The 22,065-nt window shown below is 39.3% G+C and carries 10 protein-coding genes; all 10 read right to left on the bottom strand.

The annotated features are described in order from the left end of the window. Positions 1-24: 24 nt before the first annotated feature. Positions 25-1,029, bottom strand: coding sequence for a methyltransferase domain-containing protein (locus tag ACM5QX_RS03825; protein WP_414752449.1), 1,005 nt, complete (start codon positions 1,027-1,029; stop codon positions 25-27). 7 nt (positions 1,030-1,036) lie between these two features. Next, complete coding sequence (locus ACM5QX_RS03820) at positions 1,037-2,056, bottom strand: glycosyltransferase family 2 protein (RefSeq protein WP_414752448.1); 1,020 nt, start codon at positions 2,054-2,056, stop codon at positions 1,037-1,039. Beyond that, positions 2,053-3,489: an oligosaccharide flippase family protein gene (locus ACM5QX_RS03815; RefSeq protein ID WP_414752447.1), complete on the bottom strand. Its 1,437-nt coding sequence runs from the start codon at positions 3,487-3,489 to the stop codon at positions 2,053-2,055. The genes ACM5QX_RS03820 and ACM5QX_RS03815 overlap by 4 nt, the downstream gene beginning before the upstream one ends. Further along, positions 3,437-7,747 (bottom strand): amino acid adenylation domain-containing protein, encoded by a 4,311-nt coding sequence (locus ACM5QX_RS03810; protein WP_414752446.1) that lies wholly within the window; start codon positions 7,745-7,747, stop codon positions 3,437-3,439. Before ACM5QX_RS03810 ends, ACM5QX_RS03815 begins: the two co-directional genes overlap by 53 nt. Then, a complete protein-coding gene (locus tag ACM5QX_RS03805) occupies positions 7,744-11,025 on the bottom strand; it encodes a non-ribosomal peptide synthetase (RefSeq protein WP_414752445.1) in 3,282 nt (1,093 codons plus the stop codon). Before ACM5QX_RS03805 ends, ACM5QX_RS03810 begins: the two co-directional genes overlap by 4 nt. A gap of 108 nt (positions 11,026-11,133) precedes the next feature. Further along, positions 11,134-12,285, bottom strand: a complete 1,152-nt coding sequence (locus ACM5QX_RS03800; RefSeq protein WP_414752444.1) for an acyltransferase family protein — start codon at positions 12,283-12,285, stop codon at positions 11,134-11,136. Between the two features lie 60 nt (positions 12,286-12,345). Further along, positions 12,346-13,173, bottom strand: coding sequence for a TIGR04325 family methyltransferase (locus tag ACM5QX_RS03795; RefSeq protein WP_011321493.1), 828 nt, complete (start codon positions 13,171-13,173; stop codon positions 12,346-12,348). Positions 13,174-13,303: 130 nt separating this feature from the next. Then, positions 13,304-18,244 carry an aminotransferase class III-fold pyridoxal phosphate-dependent enzyme gene (locus ACM5QX_RS03790; protein WP_414752443.1) on the bottom strand — a complete coding sequence of 1,647 codons (4,941 nt, stop codon included), beginning with the start codon at positions 18,242-18,244 and terminating at the stop codon, positions 13,304-13,306. A 3-nt stretch (positions 18,245-18,247) separates the two neighbouring features. Beyond that, positions 18,248-20,131 carry a non-ribosomal peptide synthetase gene (locus ACM5QX_RS03785; protein ID WP_414752442.1) on the bottom strand — a complete coding sequence of 628 codons (1,884 nt, stop codon included), beginning with the start codon at positions 20,129-20,131 and terminating at the stop codon, positions 18,248-18,250. 59 nt (positions 20,132-20,190) lie between these two features. Beyond that, positions 20,191-21,612: a sugar transferase gene (locus tag ACM5QX_RS03780; RefSeq protein ID WP_414752441.1), complete on the bottom strand. Its 1,422-nt coding sequence runs from the start codon at positions 21,610-21,612 to the stop codon at positions 20,191-20,193. Between the last annotated feature and the right edge of the window lie 453 nt (positions 21,613-22,065).

Here is a 22,065-nt window from a genome sequence, read left to right as displayed (position 1 = left end):
TTGTAATATTTTCAATAAAATTTCTTATTTCTCGTCTGTATGTTTTCGCAAAATATACGTGATTCGATGTAGAAATAATTCTTGTAAGATTGGCATTGATGCCAAAGGATATAGAAGAATTGAGGCTAAATTGATTATTTCATTTTGAGAAATATTTCTGCCAACGTTACCAATTGGCTTACAAGTTTTTAGGACTATTTGCCAGTTTTGTGTCTTGATTATTTTTTGAAATTTAGCAACTGTAGTACCATTAATGGTATTACATTTTTCCCATGATTTCAATTCTGATGAATGACGATAATACCAATGAGCTTCTTCACCACGCTCTTGCAAAATTTCATAATACGCTTGCATCAAAATTTCACCCTTAAAAAGGTAATGTATGAAGGGGATTTTTGTCACCAAGTCTAGATGGTGTCCTGTAGGGTGATAGTAACCGGGAAAAACAACACATAAAACTCCATTTGAACCCAGAACCCGATCGCATTGAATCAGAGTTTTTTCTACATTTTGGAGATGTTCCATAACGTTAAAGGCCACAATTGCATCAAAAGTTTTATCAGCAAAAGGTAGTTCCTCTCCTTTAGCTAGTAAATATTTAGCATTTATGTTTTTCAATCCAGCAAATTGCATTGCTGCATCAATATATTCATGTTTGACATCAATTCCAGTAATTGATGCCATGTTAAATTTCTCAAACCAGGCTATACCTCTGCCTCCATTAAAACAGCCCAAGTCTAGGACATTTTTATTTTCTAAATAGGGAGTTAGGTCTTTGCCAAAATAATTACATAAAGAATAGGCTTTTTCACTTTCATAACTACTTTGGGAGGAATGAAGCATAATTTCTTTCCTCTTATGATGTGTACCGTTGACAAAAATAGAATGATTGAAAACTTCTTCTAATTCTCCTACATAGATATCAGGTGAGATAGGGAAATTTCCAAATCTCTTCATGATTAACTTAGCGAATTTAACTTGTATATTTGTATTTTGACTATTAGCAAATTTAGAATTTCTAGCTTTCATATTATTATTAATTATAAATTCTAAATGCTGATTTATCTTGTAATATATAGTACTTAACTCTGCGTTTAATTATACCTGGAATTTTCATAGAAAGATGTATAAAAAAATAAGGATAATTGAAAATTTCGTGCAAAGCAGATAGCCATAATTTCTTCTTAATTGGTTCAACAACTCGATGATAAGCTAGATTTTTTTGTAACACTGCAAGATTATGAGATAAAGCTTGTACTAACTGAGGATTTTGATAGACTAAATTCTGTTCTTTGATGAACTCTTGCACTTTTTTACAATATAACTCAAGAGTTTTTTTCTGATTAGAAGATACTAAGGAACCTTGACGGCAACGATAGTAATAATATGGCTGTGGGACGAGAACAAATTTAGCTCCCATAACTAAACACTGCATATCCAACCAGAAATCTTCCCCTACTAAGAGATTTTCATCATATTTGATATGATTTTTGATGAGGAAATCTCTTCTAAACATAGGCTTGGAAAGACCAAGACGCAAGCCTTTTTTGCCGTAGACATCTGTTTTTACAAAATATACTGGATCAATTATTTTTAAGTTATTAATTATTTCTCCACTTTCACGAATGGCTGTACTCCACGGAAAATCTTGACCATCTTGTACAAGATATAAATCATCAGCAACAATGTCAGCATTCTCTGAAGTTGCTACTTGCCATAGTTTTTCTAATCGCTCTGGTGCATACCAATCATCTGCATCCAGAACAGCAATCCATTTACCCTGAGCCACCTGAAGAGCGCGGTTACGCGCACCACTTGCGCCAGTATTTTTGGAGTTTACAAATAATTTGATTCGTTGGTCTGTAAAACTTTTAATTACATCTACTGTGCAATCTGTGGAGGCATCATCTACCACAATTAGTTCAAAATTGTTCCAGGTTTGGAATAAAACAGATTCTACTGCTTTGGCAATATAGACCTCTGTATTGTATGCAGGAATAATTACGGATATATCAGGTTTCATATAAATATTTTCTTGATATATTTTAAAATTCACCCTTTACTAAGAATTTTTTTGTAGACAGAATTAAAGCCTCCAAATTGACGAACAGCCAACAAGGAGATTAGCATAATATAGATGGAAAATGCAAAAATTAAAATCCATGCAAAATTCAAATTAGTTGCTTTAAGTAAGAAAAAAATAGCAGTCATAAAAGTGGTAATCAACGAAGGACGGATTAAAACTCGCCGAAAATTTAGGGAGAATAGACGGCGATAGATGATGTATCCGAAAAAAGACAAATTAGTATAACTCATAAACAGACTCATCAAGGCAGCACCCAATAATTGATATTGACCAATTAAAACAATACCTGATACACCTCCTACTAAAGTAGTTAATACTGCTTCTATTAAGTTAAATCTTTCAAAGCTATTTGCTATCAATAAATAGCCAAATATTCCCGAAAAGCTAGTTGAAATCAGTGCAAAAGAAACTAGTTTTAAGGTTGTTGCTGCTTCTGTAATACCTTGATCTTTGTATACCAAGGATAATAAGTCATGAGAGAATAATAAAATCCCTACAAAGAACGGTAAACTCATGCAAAGTAAGATGTTAATTACATCTTCTGCCACTTTGCGTTGTTGATTTCTATCTATAGCAACAGCTTTGGACATACTAGGGAAAGCAGCCAAAGCTATACTACTAGAAACAAGAATAAAGGGCTGTAAAAGCTGTATGACTGCCCCATAAATGCCAACTAAGACTTCACTACCTAAAATAGATAAAATAAGTAGATTTAATTTGCTCGAAATAATACCTATCCCTTCAATAGCAACAAACGTGCGGGCTGCTTTGATAGTTTTCCAGATAAAATCTTGCTTAATGCGCCATTTAGGTTTAATTATCTGAGTCAATAATAACCATTCAATTACCAAAATCAAACATTCAGAAAATAGTAAAATTCCGGCAATATACTCAACTCCATAATTTAGCTGAATCGCCCAGATCATCACCAGTAAACGGAGAATATAAACTGGTACAGTAGAAATAGCAATTAAGTGCATTTTTTCTTGAGCTTGAAAAATTGCCTCCGTGATGTTGGAAAGGGCAAAAGGTACAATAGTCAAGCCCATAACGTAACAAATGAATGAAGTATCGGCATTATATGGTAGTAAAAATACTACAACAACTAGGGCTAAATAACCAATAATGCTAAAAACAAACTGTAATAAAGTACCGCTTACTAGGTATTCTGATGTTAATTCTGGCTCACGAGCTATTTCTCTAGTAAACAAGGTCTTAAAACCTTGAGATATAAGATTCACAAAAATGTAGTAATAGCTGAGAGCCAAAAGATATTGCCCTAAGGAGGAAGCGCCGAGATTACGAGCTATAGCCGCAGTTAATACAAAGGTTGTAATCCCTTGTGTTAACTTATTTACTAACATTGATAGAGAATTGACTACTAGTTTGCGTTGTCCCGACATGAGAAATCAGCCTTTGTTGAAATTTATTTAAATCATCAGAAAGCAAAGTATTGTCTGTTAGCGATCGCTCTAAACAGATTTGCAATTGTTCTGTCAATTTTTGGACGTGGGGTTCTTTGAGTAACCTGCTGTGATCTCCAGTAAGATGATGAATCTCTAAACCTCCCGTGACTAAATCATGCCATCCCAAATCAATATTGTCTGACAATTTCACTGGCTGTATGCTAGAGCGAAATAAAGTCATTGCTCCTGCATACGGTTGAGCTGTGTAATTTTCATAAGCTTGTACGTTAGCATCTATAACATTGACAATATGAGAGTTTTCCAAAACTTCTTGCCAATCTTGAATTAAAACATCTCTGGTATTTTTATTTTTTAAATACCACTTCAACCAATTGCGGATATAAATCAACTTCTCTTGGGGTTGAAGTTTCCAAAGATTATTTACATGAACTCGGACAAATTTAGTCAATGATGGACGAGTTATCTGTAAGTTAGGACAGCTTGTATCTAATAAGGCTAAGAGTCCTATTTTTTGTCCTTGAGTGTATAGTTGTTGTGCCATTTCATAGGCTACTAATCCACCAAAGGAATAACCTGCAATGAAATATGGCCCATTAGGTTGAATGCTACGTATTTCTTGAAGATAGGCGTTAGCCATGTCTTCAACTCGGTTCAGAGGAGCTTGCTTACCATCTAATCCCAAGGACTGTAGTCCATAAATGGGTTGTTCTTCACCTAAATAACGAGCAAGGGTAGAATACTCTAAAACGTTACCACCAATTGGATGAATTAGAAATAAAGGTGGCTTAGATCCATTGAGTTGGATAGGAACAAGTGAAGACCATGAAGTTGAGCATCCTTCCTGTTGCAAAATGTCAGATAATTGCTGAATTGTCGGTGCTTGAAAGAGGATAGCTAGGGGGAGATTTTTACCAAAAATAGTTTCAATCTGAGAAAACATTCGTAGTGCTAAAAGTGAATGTCCTCCCAACCCGAAAAAGTTGTCTTTTAATCCTATTGGATGTTTACCTAAAACATTTTCCCAAATTTTCGTTAACTCTATTTCTAGCTGATTGCGAGGAGCTACAAAATTAGCTCCTGATTTTTGTTTGATGAAATTAGGCTCTGGGAGAGCGCCACGATTGACTTGCCCGTTGGTATTGACAGGTAGAGATTCTAGGAAAATAAAGTCTGAAGGAATCCAGTAATGGGGAATTTTTTGTGAGAGAAAAGTTTGTAAATCATCAATTGTAGGAGTTTGTTCTGGTTGAGTGACGAGGTAAGCTACTAGCTGCTTTTCGCCAGAAGTTACTTCAGTAGCAATAACCACGACTTGAGTTATGGCTTGATGTTGATGAAGTAGAGCTTCTATTTGTTCTAAATCAACACAGACACCACATATTTTCACTTGGTTGTCAGTGCGTCCCAAATATTCAATATTGCCATCTGGTAGGTAGCGGGCTAAATCTCCAGTTTTATACAATTGTTCATGAGTATTGTCACTGAAGGGATGAGGGATAAATCTCTCAGATGTCAAATCAGTGCGTCTGAAGTAGCCTTTAGCGACACCAACACCACTGATGTAGATTTCTCCAGGAGCGCCAACGGGTACAGGTTGCAATAGTTGATCGAGAATGTATATTTGAGTATTGGCTATGGGTTGACCGATGAGAATTTCTGTTTCACTACTAGCTGTTTGTGGATCGTAAACTGTGGCAGTGAACGTTGTGGCGATTGAGCCATAGGCATTGAGCCAGCGTGTTTGTTTCCCGACCAGTTCTATCCAACTTTCATAAGCAGTACGTGAGACTTTTTCGCCGCCAACCATTACCAAGCGTAAGCTTTCAAGTAAAGGTGCTTGAGAGTTTGATATTTTTCTCAGTATTTTATACCAAAAGAAAGTAGGTAAATTGAGAACTGTAATCTGCTGTTGGGCGATGAACGAAAAGAAATTTGTGATTGAGTTTTGGGTGGTTTGGGGCTGAATAACTGCACTAGCACCATTCATCCAACAGGGGAATAGTGATTCGATAGTTGTATCGCTACTGATACCAGAAAACACTAGGATGCGATCGCCTGCGCTCACTTCCCAAAGTTGATGAATAGCTACAGCATGATTAACTAAATTGCTGTGGCTCATGGCGATCCCGTCGGGTTTATTTATCGGATTGAGTGTATATATTACACAGGCGAGATTCCCAGATGTTACCTGAGTGACTAAATTTTGCCGACTGTGGGGGGCGATCGCTTCTTCATCACTATCCAAACAAATAATGCTGGATTCGCACTCAGGTAGTTTCTCAGACCAGGACTTTTTAGTTAACAATAAAGATACATGAGCATCATTTAAGATGAAAGCTAGAGCATCCTGGTGGGATGTTGGGGTGATTGGTATGTATGTTCCTCCGGCCTTGCAAATACCCAGCAATCCGACAATCATTTCCAGGGATGGCTCTAAATATAAACCAACACATATCCCTGCACCTACCCCTAATGTCTGCAAATAATGAGCTAATTGATTGGCACGTTCGTTGAGTTCTTGATAAGTTAGTTGTTGATTATGCTCAATTACAGCAATATTATGGGGAGTGCGTTGGACTTGAGCCTCAAATAATTGATGAATGCAAACATCTTTGATATCCGCAGTTTGGCGATGATTCCACTCAACTAAAAGCTGATGCTGCTCTGGCTGTGTTAACAAAGTTAATTCGGAAATCGGACAATCTGGATTAGCTACAATACCTTCAAGTAAATTCTGGAAGTGTCCCAACATCCTTTCTATGGTACTGGACTCAAACATATCTGCATTGTAGTCAAATACCATGCCCAGTCCGTTATCCTGTTCCCGTAACACCAATGTCAAATCATATTTGGTCTTGCCATGATAGATGTAACCAAACAGGGAAGTAATCTTCAAATCAGGCAACTCCACCGATGCCATGCCACGACCATTCGACCAAGGGGGATTGAGGGAAAATTTCACCTGAAATAGTGATGAGGTGCCGCGATTGCGTTGCTCTGGTCTGAGTTCTTCAATTAACCGTTCAAAGGGTAGGTCTTGGTGGGCATAAGCTTCTAAGCAATCCTTACGTACCCGACCCAACAATTGGCGGAAAGTTGGGTTACCTGCCAAGTCACTCCGCAAGACAAGAGTATTAGAAAAAAATCCAATGAGTCTTTCGGTTTCCACCTGCCCCCGACCAGCACTGGCAAAGCTAATAAGCAGGTCTTCTTGCCCAGAATAACGGTAGAGTAGTAGCTCAAACACCGTCAGTAGAGTCATAAAGAGAGTTACACCCCACTTTTGACTCAATTCTGTTAGGGCATAATTCAGAGATTTTGGTAGCAGTAGGGCGGAGCGATCGCCCCGATAAGTCTGCGCGCCAGCAGGACGAGGGCGATCGTAAGGTAATTGAATAATAGGTAAACTGCCCTCTAGTTTTTGCTTCCAGTAATTTACTTGGGACTCTAAAACCTCTCCTTGTAGCCACTGATGTTGCCAGTGAGCAAAATCAGCATACTGTAGTGGTAAAGGAGATAATGGAGATGCTTTTCCCTCTGCCAAAGCTTTGTAGATGGTGGTCAAGTCCTGATAAAACACATCAGATGAAGCCCCATCACAAACTATGCAGTGCATATTCCAAATTAGCAGATGCTCTTGTTCGCTCAACCTGAGCAGTAAGACTCGCAAGATGGGGCCGTTAGCCAAGTCAAAGGGTCGATGAGCTTCATTAGTTGCTAATCGGTAAGCCTCAGCCTCCCGTTCTTCATCTGATACTGACTGCAAATCAATTATTGGCAATTGTAAAGAAATATCAGGAGCGATGAGTAGAGTAGCTTTTCCATTGACGGCGGGGAAAGTTGTCCGCAAAACTTCATGACGACGGACGACTTCGTTAATGCTTTCTTCGAGGATGGTAACGTTGAGGTTGCCTGTAAAACGCACCACCACTGGCATATTATTTGAGGAACTATCAGGTTCAAACTGATGGAGAAACCATAACCTTTGTTGACCAAAAGAAAGTGGTAAGCTGCCGTTCCGTTCACAGGATACGATTGGAGGAATTTGAGAACTGGCTACTGTGGTAATTCGCCGCAGAAAGTCAATGATTTCCGCTTTTTGAGACTTTAACTCTGTTAGCAGTTCTGGGGTGAGGCTGTCTTTTGCTACCCGATAGCGTAGGCGATCGCCTTCCAGCCAAAGCTGCACATTTCGCTGACGTAGCTCAGATAGGAGTTCATCCAATGTTTTCATAGCTCACCTTCCTCGTAATCATCTGCGGTTTCAACTCCAGTAGCTTGAACGTTCTGAGTTGCCCAACGCAGAGTCTCTACTCGTTCTGCTAAATCTGCCACGGTTGGTAGTTCAAATAAGTTGGACATCAAGATTTCTACTTGCAGGGCTTGGCGCAGTCGAGAGATGACTTGGATGCCTACTAGAGAATATCCACCCAGTTCAAAAAAGTTGTCGTAAATTCCCACCCGTTTGATATTGAGAACCTGCATCCAGATGTCAGCAATTTGTTGCTCAATGGGAGTGCGCGGTGCGACATAATTTGCTTCTAATTCTGGACGAGAAGAATCAGGTTTTGGTAGTACTCGGCGATCAACTTTGCCGTTAGCATTTAGTGGTAAAGCTTCCAGTGCCATAAAAACCTTTGGCACCATATATTCTGGGAGTTGTTGTTTTAAAAATTGACGTAATTCCGAGATGATTGACAAGTTATCTTGACCAGTTTCTGCAACAAAATAACCAACTAAGAGTTTCTCTCCAGGAGTATCTTCTCTAACAACTACAACAGCTTCTTTGACTGCTGGATGTTGCAAAAATGCGATTTCAATTTCACCCAATTCTATGCGGAAACCACTGACTTTTACCTGATTATCAATCCGACCCAGGTATTCAATCTCGCCATCGGGTAAATAGCGTGCCAAATCACCACTTTTATATAAGCGTGATTGAGGATCTGAGCTAAAAGGATGAAGAATAAATCTCTCAGCAGTTAAATCAGGGCGATGGAAATATTCTCGCGCTAGACCATCCCCACCAATGTACAGTTCACCTGTGACCCCAATGGGAACTGGTTGTAAATGAGAGTCTAATATATAAACTTGGCTATTGGCGATCGGGCGACCAATAGGAATAGAAGCCCCTGGTTTTAGTGGTGCTGTGATGTCATAACAGCAAGTAAAAGTTGTGTTTTCCGTTGGTCCATAACCATTAATTAATTTACAGTTCTCTACTGTGCTAAGGAATTTCTGGACGTGGGAAACTGATAAAACATCACCACCTGCTAATAGTTGACGTAAGGGTTTTAACGCATCAATTTTTTCATCGACTATCAGATGAAATAACCCAGCCGTTAACCACAGAGTTGTTACCTGGTGTTGTTGAATAATATGCTCTAATTCGTCTAAAGATGGTGTGTTTGGAGGGAATATTACTAGTTTTCCACCGTTGAGCAAACAACCCCAAATTTCAAAAGTTGAAGCGTCGAAAGAGATGGGGCTAATTTGCAGAAATACTTCTTTATCGGTGAGGCTGACATAGTTAGCTTCTTTGACTAATCTAACTACGCCTTGATGAATAACACTGACACCTTTGGGCTGACCTGTAGAACCAGATGTGTACATCACATAAGCCAAGTTATTGGCTGTGACGTTACTAACGGGATTTTCTACTGTTGTTTGGTTGATCGTATCCCCGTCGGTATCTAGACAAATTAATGTTGCAGTGTGGGTAGGTAGCTTTTCAACTAGATGTTTTTGAGTCAATAATAATTGAATCTGGGTGTCTGCCAGCATGAAAGCCAGGCGTTCTGGTGGATAACCAGGATCTAGTGGTACATAAGCGCCACCTGCTTTTAGGATGCCTAAAAGACCAACCACCATTTCTAAGGAACGCTCAACGCAGATACCCACCAGAACGTCTGCCCCTACTCCTAGTGTTTGCAGATATTGCGCCAATTTATTGGCTCGAATATTTAATTCTCGATAAGTAAGTTGTTGCTCTTGAAATATCAAGGCCACAGCATCGGGGGTGCGCTCTACCTGTTCCGCAAATAACTGGTGTATGGATTTATCTTGGGGATAGTCAGTTTGAGTCTGGTTCCATACTGCTAATAACTGTTGCTCAACGGCTGGTAAGATGGGCAACTTAGCAATAATTTGATCGGGGTTAGACACTATACCCAATAGCAAGGTTTCCAACTCTGCCAGGCGACGGCGGATAGTATCAGCATCAAATAAATTAGTGTTGTACTGACATTCCAGTGTCAGTTGACCACGCAATTCTGTAGCGTTGATAAACAGTTCAAAATTTTCAAATGAGCGAGGATTAGAGAAAAATTCTACTTCCAATCCAGCGAAGGGTAATTTATCACTATCCAATCCTTGATCAATATTGAATGTAATTGGCACTAAAGGAATCCGGCTAGAATCCCGTGGCAGTGACAGTTTTTTGACTAGGCCACCAAAGGTAAATTGTTGATGATCGTAGGCATCTAAGATGGTGGAACGTCTAGTTTGTAAGTAGTGACTAAAAGATTTTTGGCTATCTATCTGAGTCCGCAGTGGTAATAAATTTACACAATGCCCCACAAGATTATACTGTCCTGAGGCAGCTTGTCCGGCGGCGGGAATACCGACAACTAAATCTTTTTGCCCTGTCAAGCGATGTAGCCAAACTTCAAACCCTGCCAAAATAGTTGTCATAAAGCTACAACCAAATTTTGTTCCTAGTTGTTTGAGGTGGGTAACTAGTTCGGGTTTTAATTGCCAGTCTTCACGGGCAGCGTTAAAAGTCCTCAGTGGTGGACGGGGACGATCTGTAGGAAAGTCTACTACGGGTACTGAGTCAGAAAATTGCTCTAACCAATATTGTTCTGTGGCGATCGCTTCTGATGTTTGTTCTTCTTCTTCCTGTAAAATAGCGTATTCACTAAATTTGTCTGGCTCTTCTAAATCAGGCGTTATCCCTTGCAGCAAATCAGAATATATCTGACCCAAATCAGGCATCAGTACCCCCCAAGACCAACCATCACAAATAATATGATGGGCAGTTAAAGTAACTAAATGTTCTTGGGGATGCAATTTAATTATTTTTGCTCGAAATAGTGGGCCATGTTCTAAATCAAAAGGTTGTCCTACTTCTCGCTGTAAGATTTCAGCTACTTTTATTTCTCTCTCTTGAACCTCTAAATTAGAAACATCAATAAAAGGAATATCAATTAGTAACGAAGCCACAATACAGAGTGTACTACCATTAGTACTAAAGGTTGTTCGTAAAGCCTCATGACGTTGAACTAGCTGTTGGATAGCAGATTGAAAAGCTTCTAAATTGAATTGTCCTTTTAAGTTTAGGGATTGGGATTCGTTATAAGCACAATTAGCAGCACTCCCCATCTGTACAGATGCCCAAATTTCTTTTTGAGATTCGGTAGCAGGGGCAGTTAATAATAATTCACCATCTGCAAATGGATCGAAATCAATAGCGGTCAATTCAGTTTGATTTTCTATAGGTAATATTTTCATAAAACATCGTAACTCTTGCTATGAGAGTAGGCTAATAAATTTCAAGTTGGCTCACGCATAAAGAAGATTGTATTTTACTCGTGAGCTATTAATGATGAAGATATTGTTTTATTGTTTAGTTAAAAATTTATATTTTAAAGAATTTCTCCCAGGTACTTCTATAAAGTTATGAATTAATGATGCACTGCATAATACTATTACCATAAATATACCCAAGGATATCATAGATTGATATTCGTTAAAAGTACTTCCGAAAGTAACATTAAACTTATAAAACCAAAAAACTTTTAATGCTTCTTGAATAAACCAGTGAACCATATAAATAGAGTAAGATATAGTCCCCAAATATACGATAAATGATGATTTAAGAAATTTTGTCATTACATTATTTTTGTTAACGGATAAAGATAAGATAAGTAGCGAAAAACCCGGTAAGACTATCCAGTCGTGGATACTACGAATAAGACGCGAATCATCCCAGTTAAAATTCATAATCAAAAATATCCACAATAAAGATACGATGGCTAATAAATTGTTATTCCAGTATTTTTGATAATTGCCTTTGCGATATAACTTATAAGTAATAATACCAATAATACATTCTAGTCCACATCTAGCTATTGAAGGTATTCCAATAATGCTGTCTAGATTACCTCTGGTTAGTGTGACCAAGAATAATAATGTCAGACTAAAAAAGTAAATTAACAAATCATCTTTCTGCTGATTGTTTAACAATTTAATCAAGAGGGATGGAAATATAAAGTAAATAATAAATTCTACACTAATTGACCAAGCTGGTTCATTCCAATAGGTATTACACCAAAATAATGGTGGACAATTAAGAGCGAAAGCTTGCAACAAAAAAATGTTAGCAAAAAGTGCAGTTAAATTAAATTTTTCTGTAAAAGGATCAGCATTTGGTAAAAATATTTTTATAATCTCTAATCCAATAAAAAGAATCAATATAAATATATGTAGGGGATAAATCCTAGCAAAGCGCGAAAATAAATATGAGCAGTATTTATGTAAATTGACTCCAGATGAAAAATGATTGATGTAAACATGAGTCATAATAAAACCACTCAGGATGAAGAAAAAATCAACCCATAAATAGCTGTTATAGAAAAAAGCACTATAGGATGACAAAATTACGCCTGTTTTTGGTAAGGCATAGTAAGAAAAATGAAGTATTACAACTGATAAAGCTGCAATACCTCGTATAGAAGTCAGAGGCTTAATATGTTTTACATCGTTGGTCATGAAAGCTATATCTCGATGAACTATTAACAGTCTGTTCCTCATCTAAATTTACATCTAAAACTATTGAAGACGTAAATAGAATCCTTGATAGTTACGAACCAATCTCTCAGGATGAAAAGGTATAGCACAGGAACGCTCTAATTTCCAATTATCAATTAATTCATATCCAATTGCTGAAAGTGATGCAATAAATTCGTGGCGATTTTGAATTTTGTAAGGACAAAAAGCATAACCAATATTTTGTAGTGTAATAAATGTTTCTCCGTCGTAAAATGGTACTTGATTTATCAAGATGTGACGAGGTTTTTTCTTCAATTTATTCAACATCTCTGCCAATGATGGTTCTATGTATTGAAGAGTCCCGCAAGTAATCAAGATGTCTGAATTTTCCGCCTGGGAAAAATCTACAGTAAAAGATAAGCCTGGGTTATTGCCTTTTTTTGCTAACTCCTCTCCTGCGTTAACTACTTCTGGAATATCACATACTAACCATTGCAAATTGTGAGGATATTGCAAAAACTTTTTGGAAGTATAGTAGGCGTGTCCTACATTACCACCGAGGTCAAAAACAGTTGAACTATTTCTGAATGCAGACGCAAGCCAGACAAGGATTGGATAATCCTGACTATTAAACTCATTAGCCTCCCTGGCTGCTGTTAATTTTGCTGCGGATGGATGTTTACTAATTTCAGGCTGGTTGTAGCCAGCTTTAGCCCCTTTTGGAGTTGCCCGCAACGCCTCAGGAAAGTTACGATAAACGCCCCGGCAAGCAGTTAGAGTTCTATAAAAACTCCAGTGATAACGGATGTAATCTGAAATGACAGGAATGTTCTTTAAAACTTTTTTCAAAAACTGATATTTTTGATAGGGGGAGGCTATTACAGTCATATTGCTTTGCTAATTTACTAAAATTAAATTTTGAAAAGAAAATCAATTCAATGTATAAAAATTACCTCTGTTGCTTTATTAGCAAAAACCTGTTTTTTAAACAACAGAGATAGGCTGATGTCAATCTGTTTTAAGAAACACTACTGACTTGTAAATATTTCCCTGGTCGTTGAGGATCTGGAACATACCAGGATGGATTACCTTCAGGATCTCGCCCTAATTTAGCTCCGGGTTGGGGTGGACGGTTACGAAGGTTCTTAGATGATTCTGGACTATTGTTAGCTGTTGAAATTGGGGCAGAAAAAAAACCAGCAGACTGCATTTCGGCAATACTTTCTTTAAAGGCTGCCATTGCTAAGGACAAATCAGCATCAGAATGAGCTGTGGTGAGGAAGCATGGTCGATGATCCCAAATATGCACTCCCTTATCCCGCATCAAGTAGAATAATAAGTCTCCGTAGAGGAATTCTGGTGCAGACTTCACCATAAACAGAGAACCGAAATTGTGAACAGTGTATGGTGCTTGCATTTGTTGGAAATAATCCGTTAGTTCTGCCACAAACTGATCAGTTTTAGCGTTTAACTGTTGTTGCAAGCTTGGTCCATTCTTTAGTAGATGTTGGAGTACTGCTTTTGCTGCCGCTAATGCTAGGGGATGACGCACAAAAGTTCCGGCAAAATAAGTCACGCCAACTTCTGGAACAGAATCATCTCCGTATTGCCAAAAGCCACCATCCAACGCATCCATGTATTTCGATTTGCCTGCAATGACTCCAATAGGTAAACCACCACCTACAATCTTGCCGTAGGTAGCAATGTCAGCTTTGATGCCAAAATGAGCTTGTGCGCCACCGGGATGAATCCTAAAGCCGGTGACAATTTCGTCAAAAATCAAGGCAATATCTTCTTGTTCAGTGAATTGTCGCAATTGTTGGAGAAATTCCCTTGGCTGGTATTCTGGGCGGCGACTCTGTACTGATTCCACCATGACACCAGCTAATTCATCAGCCCGACTTTTGAGAATATCTAAAGCATCGGGAGCATCGTAGTCAATTACTAAGATATTGTCTACTTTTTCTTGGGGGATACCAGGGGCTGCGGGAATCGATCGCAGTTTTTTTGTACCACGAACAATAACTTCATCTAAAATACCGTGATAACCTCCAGAGAAGATGGCGATTAAGTTACGTCCTGTAATGGTTCGTGCCAGGCGCATCGCTCCTAGTACTGCTTCTGAACCTGTGTTACAAAAAGCGGCGCGATCGAAGTTGGTTATTTCACACATCAGCTTGGCAACTTCTCCCACCAATGGGGTCTGGGGTCCAATTTCCATACCGAGCTTAAGCTGGGCTTCGATGGCTTCTGTGACAAATGCAGGCGACCAACCGAACAAATTCAGGCCAAAACCGTTACTTAAATCGACGTATTCATTGCCGTCAATGTCCCAAAGTTTAGAACCCGATGAGCGAGATACCACAATTGGGTAAACCATCTCTTTCATCGTTGGGTTAAAGCCGGAAACACTCCTGGGATCTGCTAGATGAGGGCGATTGGTTTGAGTATATTCTTTAGATTTTTGAGTTCTTTGTGTATATCTTTGAATAATGCTGTCTAAATAAGTGCGTTGTTGCGGTGTGAGAGTTTTAGTCTGAGTGGTTTCTATGCGAGCGCCTGCACCAAAAACTTTCTTGGGAAGATTCTCTGTAGAATCTTGTGGTTCTGGTTTTTGGTTGCTTTGGGTAACGGGTTTTTCTGATTTGACACCGTTATTTTGTCCGTTTACGGCTGGCACAGTTACAGGTTGACTGTTATTACCCAGCAGCGCTAGTTGTTGAGCCATAATTTGTAGCTGCTGATTAATCACCCCTTCGAGGGCGCTGGATGCTACATTGGGCAAAGAAACTTGGGGTAAGGAGCCATTCTTTGATCCATTTCCATTTGTTGAAGTTGGAGGTACTAGCAACATTGGGGATGGGGTAGAACCATTCTTGCCATTCTTGCCATTTGAGCCGTTTGTTGAAACTTCTTGCAGGCTTAAGGTGGCGGATGGTGATGTTGTTTCGGAAGGAACTAATGCAGATAAAGCTTCGGCAGATAGGTTTTGCTGGAGAAAATCAGCCAGTGTTGCTAAATTTGGATAAACTTCTAGTAACTGTCTCAGTGAAACTTTAACTTTGAATTTTTTCTTCAATGCCAGTCCAACTTGTGTGAGAGACAAAGAGTCTAAACCCATTTCCAGAAATGTTGTTGATGCGTCAACGCTGGCAATTTCTAGTCCAGAGGTTTCTTCAATAATTTCTTTTAGCAGTGAAATGAGTGTAGTTTGGGCTGACATAGTTTGAGTTTTTTCTAGTTGATAATGGGCAGGTTTGTGATTGGTATTACGGTTGGGATGGGGTAGAGGATCAATCCAAAAGCGTTGACGTTCAAAGGGATAGTTAGGTAGAGGAATACGTTTTCGTCTTTCTTCTTGATAGAAGTTGTTCCAGTTGATGGTGACTCCTGCTAACCATAGTTGCCCCATTGCTTGCAGTAGGGCTGTCCATTCTGCCTCGTTATCGGCATTGTCGCTGAGAGAGGCGATGGTTATTTGTTGTTTAATATCTTTAGCTTGTTGCCGTGCTAGGGTGGTGGTGGTTGTGCGTGGCCCTACTTCTAGTAAGAGGCGTTCTGGCTGCTGCCATAAAGTTTTGACACCATCAGCAAATCTGACTGTCTGGCGCAAATGCTGGGCCCAATACATGGGATTGGTGGCTTCTTCTGGGGTAATCCAATCACCTGTAACACTGGAAACAAAGGGAATTTGGGGTGGCGATAATTTAACTTTCCCGACTAACTCAGCAAAGGGAGCAACGATCGCCTCCATCATGGGAGAATGAAATGCGTGGGATGTGTGTAACAGACGACAGACAATTTCTGCTGTCTCTAGTTGTGTCTGCCAGGCGGCGATCGCTTCTGTGGTTCCAGAAACCACACATAGAGAAGGGCTGTTGATGGCGGCGATCGCTAATTCTCCTGTCAATCGTTTTTCTACCTCTGGGGCGGACAAACGCACAGATAACATTGCCCCCCTGGGTAACTCCCACATCAATCGACCACGATTAGCTACCAGCATTAAGGCATCTTCTAAACTAAAGACACCGGCAAGACAAGCAGCCACAAATTCCCCAATACTGTGACCGATCATTGCTTGGGGCTTCACTCCCCAACTTTGCCACAATTGCGCCAGGGCATATTCAACTACAAATAATGCAGGCTGGGTAAAGCAGGTTTGTTGCAGTGCTGTAGATGCAGTTTCAATATCCGTGGCTACTGGATAAATAATTTCTCGCAAATCTCTACCCAATATTGGTTTGAGAATTTCTGCACACTGATCTACTACTTGCCGAAACACAATTTCGCGGCTGTAGAGATTAAATCCCATATTGACGTATTGTGAACCTTGTCCGGGAAACATGAAGGCAATTTCGGGATCACGGACTTGTGTGTGGCGAGTCAACACGCGCTTGGGTTCTAAAGACTGTAGCGTGGTGATGGCCTCTTTAGTATTTTGACAAACCACAAAGCGCCGATAGTTAAAGGCTTTACGTCCCCTTTGTAGGGTATGGGCAACATCAGCTAAGTTGATGGAGGCATTGTTTCGTAAATGCTCCTGCAAATTTGCTGTAGCTGTATCTAAAGCTGTACTGGTTTTGGCTGAAAGCAATAATAACTGGCTGGGGCGGGATAAGTTAGAAGGTAGAATCGCTGGTGCTTCTTCTAGGACAATGTGGGCATTAGTCCCACCCACACCAAAGGAACTCACACCAGCACGCCTGGGCGTTTCTCCTTGCGGCCAAGGAGTTAATTGAGTGTTGACATAAAAAGGACTATTGGCAAAATCAATATTGGGATTTGGAGCCTCAAAGTTTAAACTGGGCGGAATCTGCTGATGATAAAGGGCAAGGGCAGTTTTAATCAAACCTGCAACACCAGCCGCCGCTACTAAATGTCCCACATTACTTTTGAGAGAACCGATCGCACAAAATTGTTTGCTATTGGTATGGATGCGAAAGGCTTGGGTCAAAGCTTCAATCTCAATGGGGTCGCCTAGAGATGTGGCAGTACCATGAGCTTCAATGTAAGAAATCGTTTCTGGATGAAAGTTAGCATAGGCTTGAGCCATTGCTATGGCTTCGGCTTGCCCATCTACACTAGGTGCAGTGAAACTTACCTTGTCAGCACCGTCATTGTTTATACCAAAGCCTCGAATGACTGCATAGATGCGATCGCCATCTTGTATTGCATCTTCTACACGCTTTAATACTACTAATCCCGCACCATTATTAAACATTGTGCCTTGAGATTTGGCATCAAAAGGACGGCAGTGACCATCCCCAGATAACATAGTTCCTTCTTGGGCGATATAACCACTGTTCTGGGGTGTAGTCATGGACACACCACCAGCTAAAGCCATATCACACTGATAGTTACTTAAGCTTTGACAGGCTTGAATGACTGCCACCAAAGAAGTAGAACAAGCAGTACTGATACTAACAGCCGGGCCTTTGAGGTTGAGCTTATGGGCAGCGCGGGTAGTCAAAAAATCCTTTTCATTGGCCAGCATTGTCTGAAATTCACCGACGCGATCGATAATTTCCCGGCGACCGCAGATATGATTAGCGAAATAGGTATTTTGACCACAGCCAGCATACAAACCAATTAAGCCACTGTATGCTTCAGCATCGTAACCGGCGTTTTCCAGCGCTTCATAAACTAGTTCTAAAAACACCCGACTTTGGGGGTCCATCACTTCGGCTTCTCTGGGATTAATTCCAAAGAAGGCAGCATCAAAGGTTTCTCCCCCAGGAATTATCCCTCTAGCTTTCACATAACTCGGATCTTGTATGAGGTGCGGATCTATGCTGGGATCTAACTCCTCATCTTGAAAGAAAGTAGTTGACTCTAACCCAGCACAAAGATTTCCCCAAAATTCCTGGACATTTTTCGCACCTGGGAATCGTCCTACCATACCAACAATTGCAACACCATCAAGAGGCTCTTGGTTTTCCACTGTTTTCATATTCACCATTGCTTAAACCCCCCGTTGACTATGACGACGACGAGCAGAAGCTGCTGCTTGCTGGCGTTGAGCGCGACTTTGCAGCTGGTTATAGGATTGTTGAGTGTTCTGCTCTACATTTAAATATTTTTCCAAGCCAGCGATTGTAGGATACTGAAACAGTTTCACCACCGATAGCTCAATTCCTAGTTGTTGTTGTACTCGCACAGCTATCTGCATAATTAAGGTCGAAGTTGCACCCAAATCAAAGAAGTTGTCATCAATACCCACTGGCTCAATATTCAAAACATCAGACCAAATATTGGTTAACTGCCGTTGTAAATCAGTTTGGGGTGCAATATATACTTGTTCCAGTTGGGGACGTTCTTTGCTGGGAGTGGGAAGTTTATGTCTATCTACTTTGCCATTAGCAGTTAACGGCAATGATTCTAAAACCATAAATGCCGATGGCAACATATAGTCTGGTAATCGCTGCTGGAGGAAATTACGTAATTGTTCTTGTTTATATGAACTGCTTTGATGTAGCACGATATAAGCTACCAATCTCTTTTCGCCTGTTGCCGTCTGATGAGCCAAAACGACGTTTTCTCGCACATCAGGATATTGAGAAATCTCTCGCTCAATTTCTCCTAACTCAATGCGGAAGCCGCGAATTTTCACTTGGTTGTCAATTCGTCCCAGAAATTCAATATTGCCATCTGGTAAATAACGAGCTAGATCCCCTGTTTTATATAGAGTTAGGGATTGAAAGTTTGAGTTATTTAATTCAATAAATCTTTCTTTGGTTAATTCTGGACGATGGAGATAACCGCGTGCCAAGCCGTCGCCACCAATATATAATTCTCCTGTTGCTCCCATTGCTACTGGTTGCAAATTTTCATCTAATATGTGCACCTGGGTATGAGCGATGGGGCGACCAATAGGAATTGAGCTATCTGGTCTGACTGGGTCTTTGATGTGATAACAACAGGTAAAGGTGGTGTTTTCTGTGGGGCCGTAACCGTTAATTAGTTGACAATTTTCTACTGTTTTTAGAAATTTTTGGACGTGAGAAACGGATAAAACATCACCACCTGCTAACAGTTGACGTAAGGGTTTTAAAGCATGAATATTTTCATCTACCATGAGATGAAATAAGCCTGCTGTTAACCAGATGGTAGTGATTTGATATTTTTGAATAACTTGTCCTAATTCATCTATAGATGGGGTGTTACTGGGATATAAAACGAGTTTTCCGCCGTTGAGTAAGCAACCCCAAATTTCAAATGTGGAAGCATCAAAAGATATGGGCGCAAGTTGTAAAAATATTTCTGTATTAGTAAAGTTAGCGTAGTTAGTTTCTTTGACTAAGCGGACTACACCACGATGAACAACACTCACACCTTTGGGTTGTCCTGTAGAACCTGAGGTATACATGACATAAGCCAAATTATCAGGTGTGATGCTAATATTTTGGTTTTCTGGTGTGTGTTGATTGATGATTTCCCAATCAGTATCAAGGCAAATTACGCGCGCCTCATGATTAGGTAATTTTTTGACTAATTCTTTTTGGGTTAATAACACTGGAATTTGGGTATCTACTAGCATGAAAGCTAGGCGTTCTTGTGGATATCCTGCATCTAAAGGTACATAAGCTCCCCCAGCTTTGAGGATTGCTAACAATCCAATGATCATTTCTGGCGATCGCTCTAGACAAATTCCTACTAGCATTTCTGCACCTATACCCAAGGTTCGCAGATATTGCGCTAATTGATTGGCTCGGTGATTTACTTGTTGGTAAGTCAAATGTTGTTCACCAAAAACAACAGCCACTGCATCAGGTGTGCGTTCTACTTGTTCTTCAAATAACTGATGAATGCACTGGTTGTGGGGATATTTCCTTAACTGTTTTTCCATACAAAGTTAAAATCACCGATTGTTTTATCATGAAAAATCAAATTTCTCTGGACATTTCCCTAATAAGCACCTTCTTTTTTCAAAACTACTCGTACTGTTTTGAGTAGGATTTCAAAATCTAAGCGGAGTGACCAGTTTTCAATGTAATTCAGATCCAAATTGATTATTTGTTCAAAATCTAAAATATTTGAGCGACCAGAAACTTGCCAAAGACCAGTAATACCAGGTAAAACTTCTTGTCTGATAAAATGACGCTCAGAGAATTTCTCTACATCTCTAGTAGGTAAAGGACGAGGACCAACTAAGCTCATCTCTCCCAACAAGACGTTAAAGATTTGAGGTAATTCATCTAAGCTGTAACGACGGAGAAATTTACCAACCTTGGTGATTCTTGGGTCATCTTTGATTTTAAAGATAATGCCGTCCTTCACTTCATTCAGAGCTTCCAACTCTTTTTGCATCTTTTCCGCATCAGACTTCATGGTGCGAAATTTCCAGACTTTAAATTGTTTTCCCCGTATGCCTATGCGAGTTTGTTTGTAAAAGACTGTACCAGGAGAATCTAGTTTAATCGCTATGGCGATCGCTAGATATACAGGAAAAGTCAACAATAAAAATAAACTAGCAAAACAAAAATCAAAACTCCGCTTAATCCAAAAATCTCTACCTGTGATTATTGGACAATCAAAAGTTAAATAAGTCATCCCTCCAATTCTATTGAAATCTATATCTCTATGAATCGGATTTAGTTCCATTGGGACAATATGTACTGCAATTCCCGCAGCCTGAAATAGCCAGCAGACAAAAATTCTGTTTTTGATAGCATCCCAAGAAACGAAAATTTCCGTTACACCCAATTTATTAAGTTTCCCTAACGTTTCTTGGCGGTAATCTCTATCTAAACAATTAGCATTTGCTTGTCCTAGCAAGACGTAACGCTCGTCTTTATTGATTAGGTTTACGAATTTTTCGTACTTTTGAGATTCACAAATAATAAATATTTTAGCCCTACCTAATAATTTAAATCTTCGTAGATAATTAAGCTTAAGGTATACAATATATCTACCAAAACAAACAAAGGTTGTGCTAAATACCCACGACCATATAATTAATGATGAACTCTTAGACTCAATTATTGGCTGATATAGTAAACAGAAAAATAATATTAGTCCATGTGCAAAAGTCAGTGTTTTCAGAATATTTAAGTAATCATACCATTTTTTACCAGAGTGGTAATTACCCTGGATAGCTAATGCACCTATTTGGATAGCAGCAGCTATTGATATAGATGAAAAGCTTTTTATATCAAACCAATTATAATTTGTAGAATAATTTTTAGCCAATACCCAAGCTAGTAATAGAAGAGAAAAATCTACAATAACAAGTGTTACTAATCTTAACCACCATGAACCTTTACGCAATTTGATAAATACAGGTTCACGTAAGTCTAGGTAAGTCTTGTCTAACTGAACATTTGACATATATTCACAAGTGTATGCTGAAGGTGAGGAAGGAGATGTTAGATTTCTGCTTAGTATCCTGTGCAAAGCAACATGAAAAACATTATTTATACTAAAAACGGATGCTTGCTAGACTTTTGCCCCGGCAAAAATCTTTTTATATCAATACTATTAGCGATTTTGAAACTAAAGCTGCAACCCGTCTTTAGTGTAATGGTCAATTTTAGTACTTCACTAATTTTTTGTGTCAAAAAACTTATTTTGATGTCACTGTACCCCAAAACATACTGTTTTGGAGATATCTATTAATGAAGAACTAGAGTTATTACCGAGGGAAATCACACAAAATTACGATGTTACTCTACACCAAAACATACTGTTTTGGAAATATCTATTACTGAAGAACTAGAGTTATTACCGAGGGAAATCACACAAAATTACGATGTTACTTTACACCAAAACATACTGTTTTGG

The organism is Anabaena sp. CCY 9910 (assembly GCF_963920875.1).
Lineage (GTDB): Bacteria > Cyanobacteriota > Cyanobacteriia > Cyanobacteriales > Nostocaceae > Trichormus > Trichormus variabilis.
Note: the sequence above shows the minus strand (reverse complement) of the source record. Positions and strands in the feature narration are given on the sequence as shown.

Excerpts from the sequence above, each read along its gene's own strand:
- ACM5QX_RS03825 (WP_414752449.1), bottom strand. The coding sequence starts at position 1,029 with ATGAAAGCTAGAAATTCTAAATTTGCTAATAGTCAAAATACAAATATA.
- ACM5QX_RS03815 (WP_414752447.1), bottom strand. The coding sequence starts at position 3,489 with ATGTCGGGACAACGCAAACTAGTAGTCAATTCTCTATCAATGTTAGTA.
- ACM5QX_RS03810 (WP_414752446.1), bottom strand. The coding sequence starts at position 7,747 with ATGAAAACATTGGATGAACTCCTATCTGAGCTACGTCAGCGAAATGTG.
- ACM5QX_RS03805 (WP_414752445.1), bottom strand. The coding sequence starts at position 11,025 with ATGAAAATATTACCTATAGAAAATCAAACTGAATTGACCGCTATTGAT.
- ACM5QX_RS03800 (WP_414752444.1), bottom strand. The coding sequence starts at position 12,285 with ATGACCAACGATGTAAAACATATTAAGCCTCTGACTTCTATACGAGGT.
- ACM5QX_RS03795 (WP_011321493.1), bottom strand. The coding sequence starts at position 13,173 with ATGACTGTAATAGCCTCCCCCTATCAAAAATATCAGTTTTTGAAAAAA.
- ACM5QX_RS03790 (WP_414752443.1), bottom strand. The coding sequence starts at position 18,244 with ATGGTGAATATGAAAACAGTGGAAAACCAAGAGCCTCTTGATGGTGTT.
- ACM5QX_RS03785 (WP_414752442.1), bottom strand. The coding sequence starts at position 20,131 with ATGGAAAAACAGTTAAGGAAATATCCCCACAACCAGTGCATTCATCAG.
- ACM5QX_RS03780 (WP_414752441.1), bottom strand. The coding sequence starts at position 21,612 with ATGTCAAATGTTCAGTTAGACAAGACTTACCTAGACTTACGTGAACCT.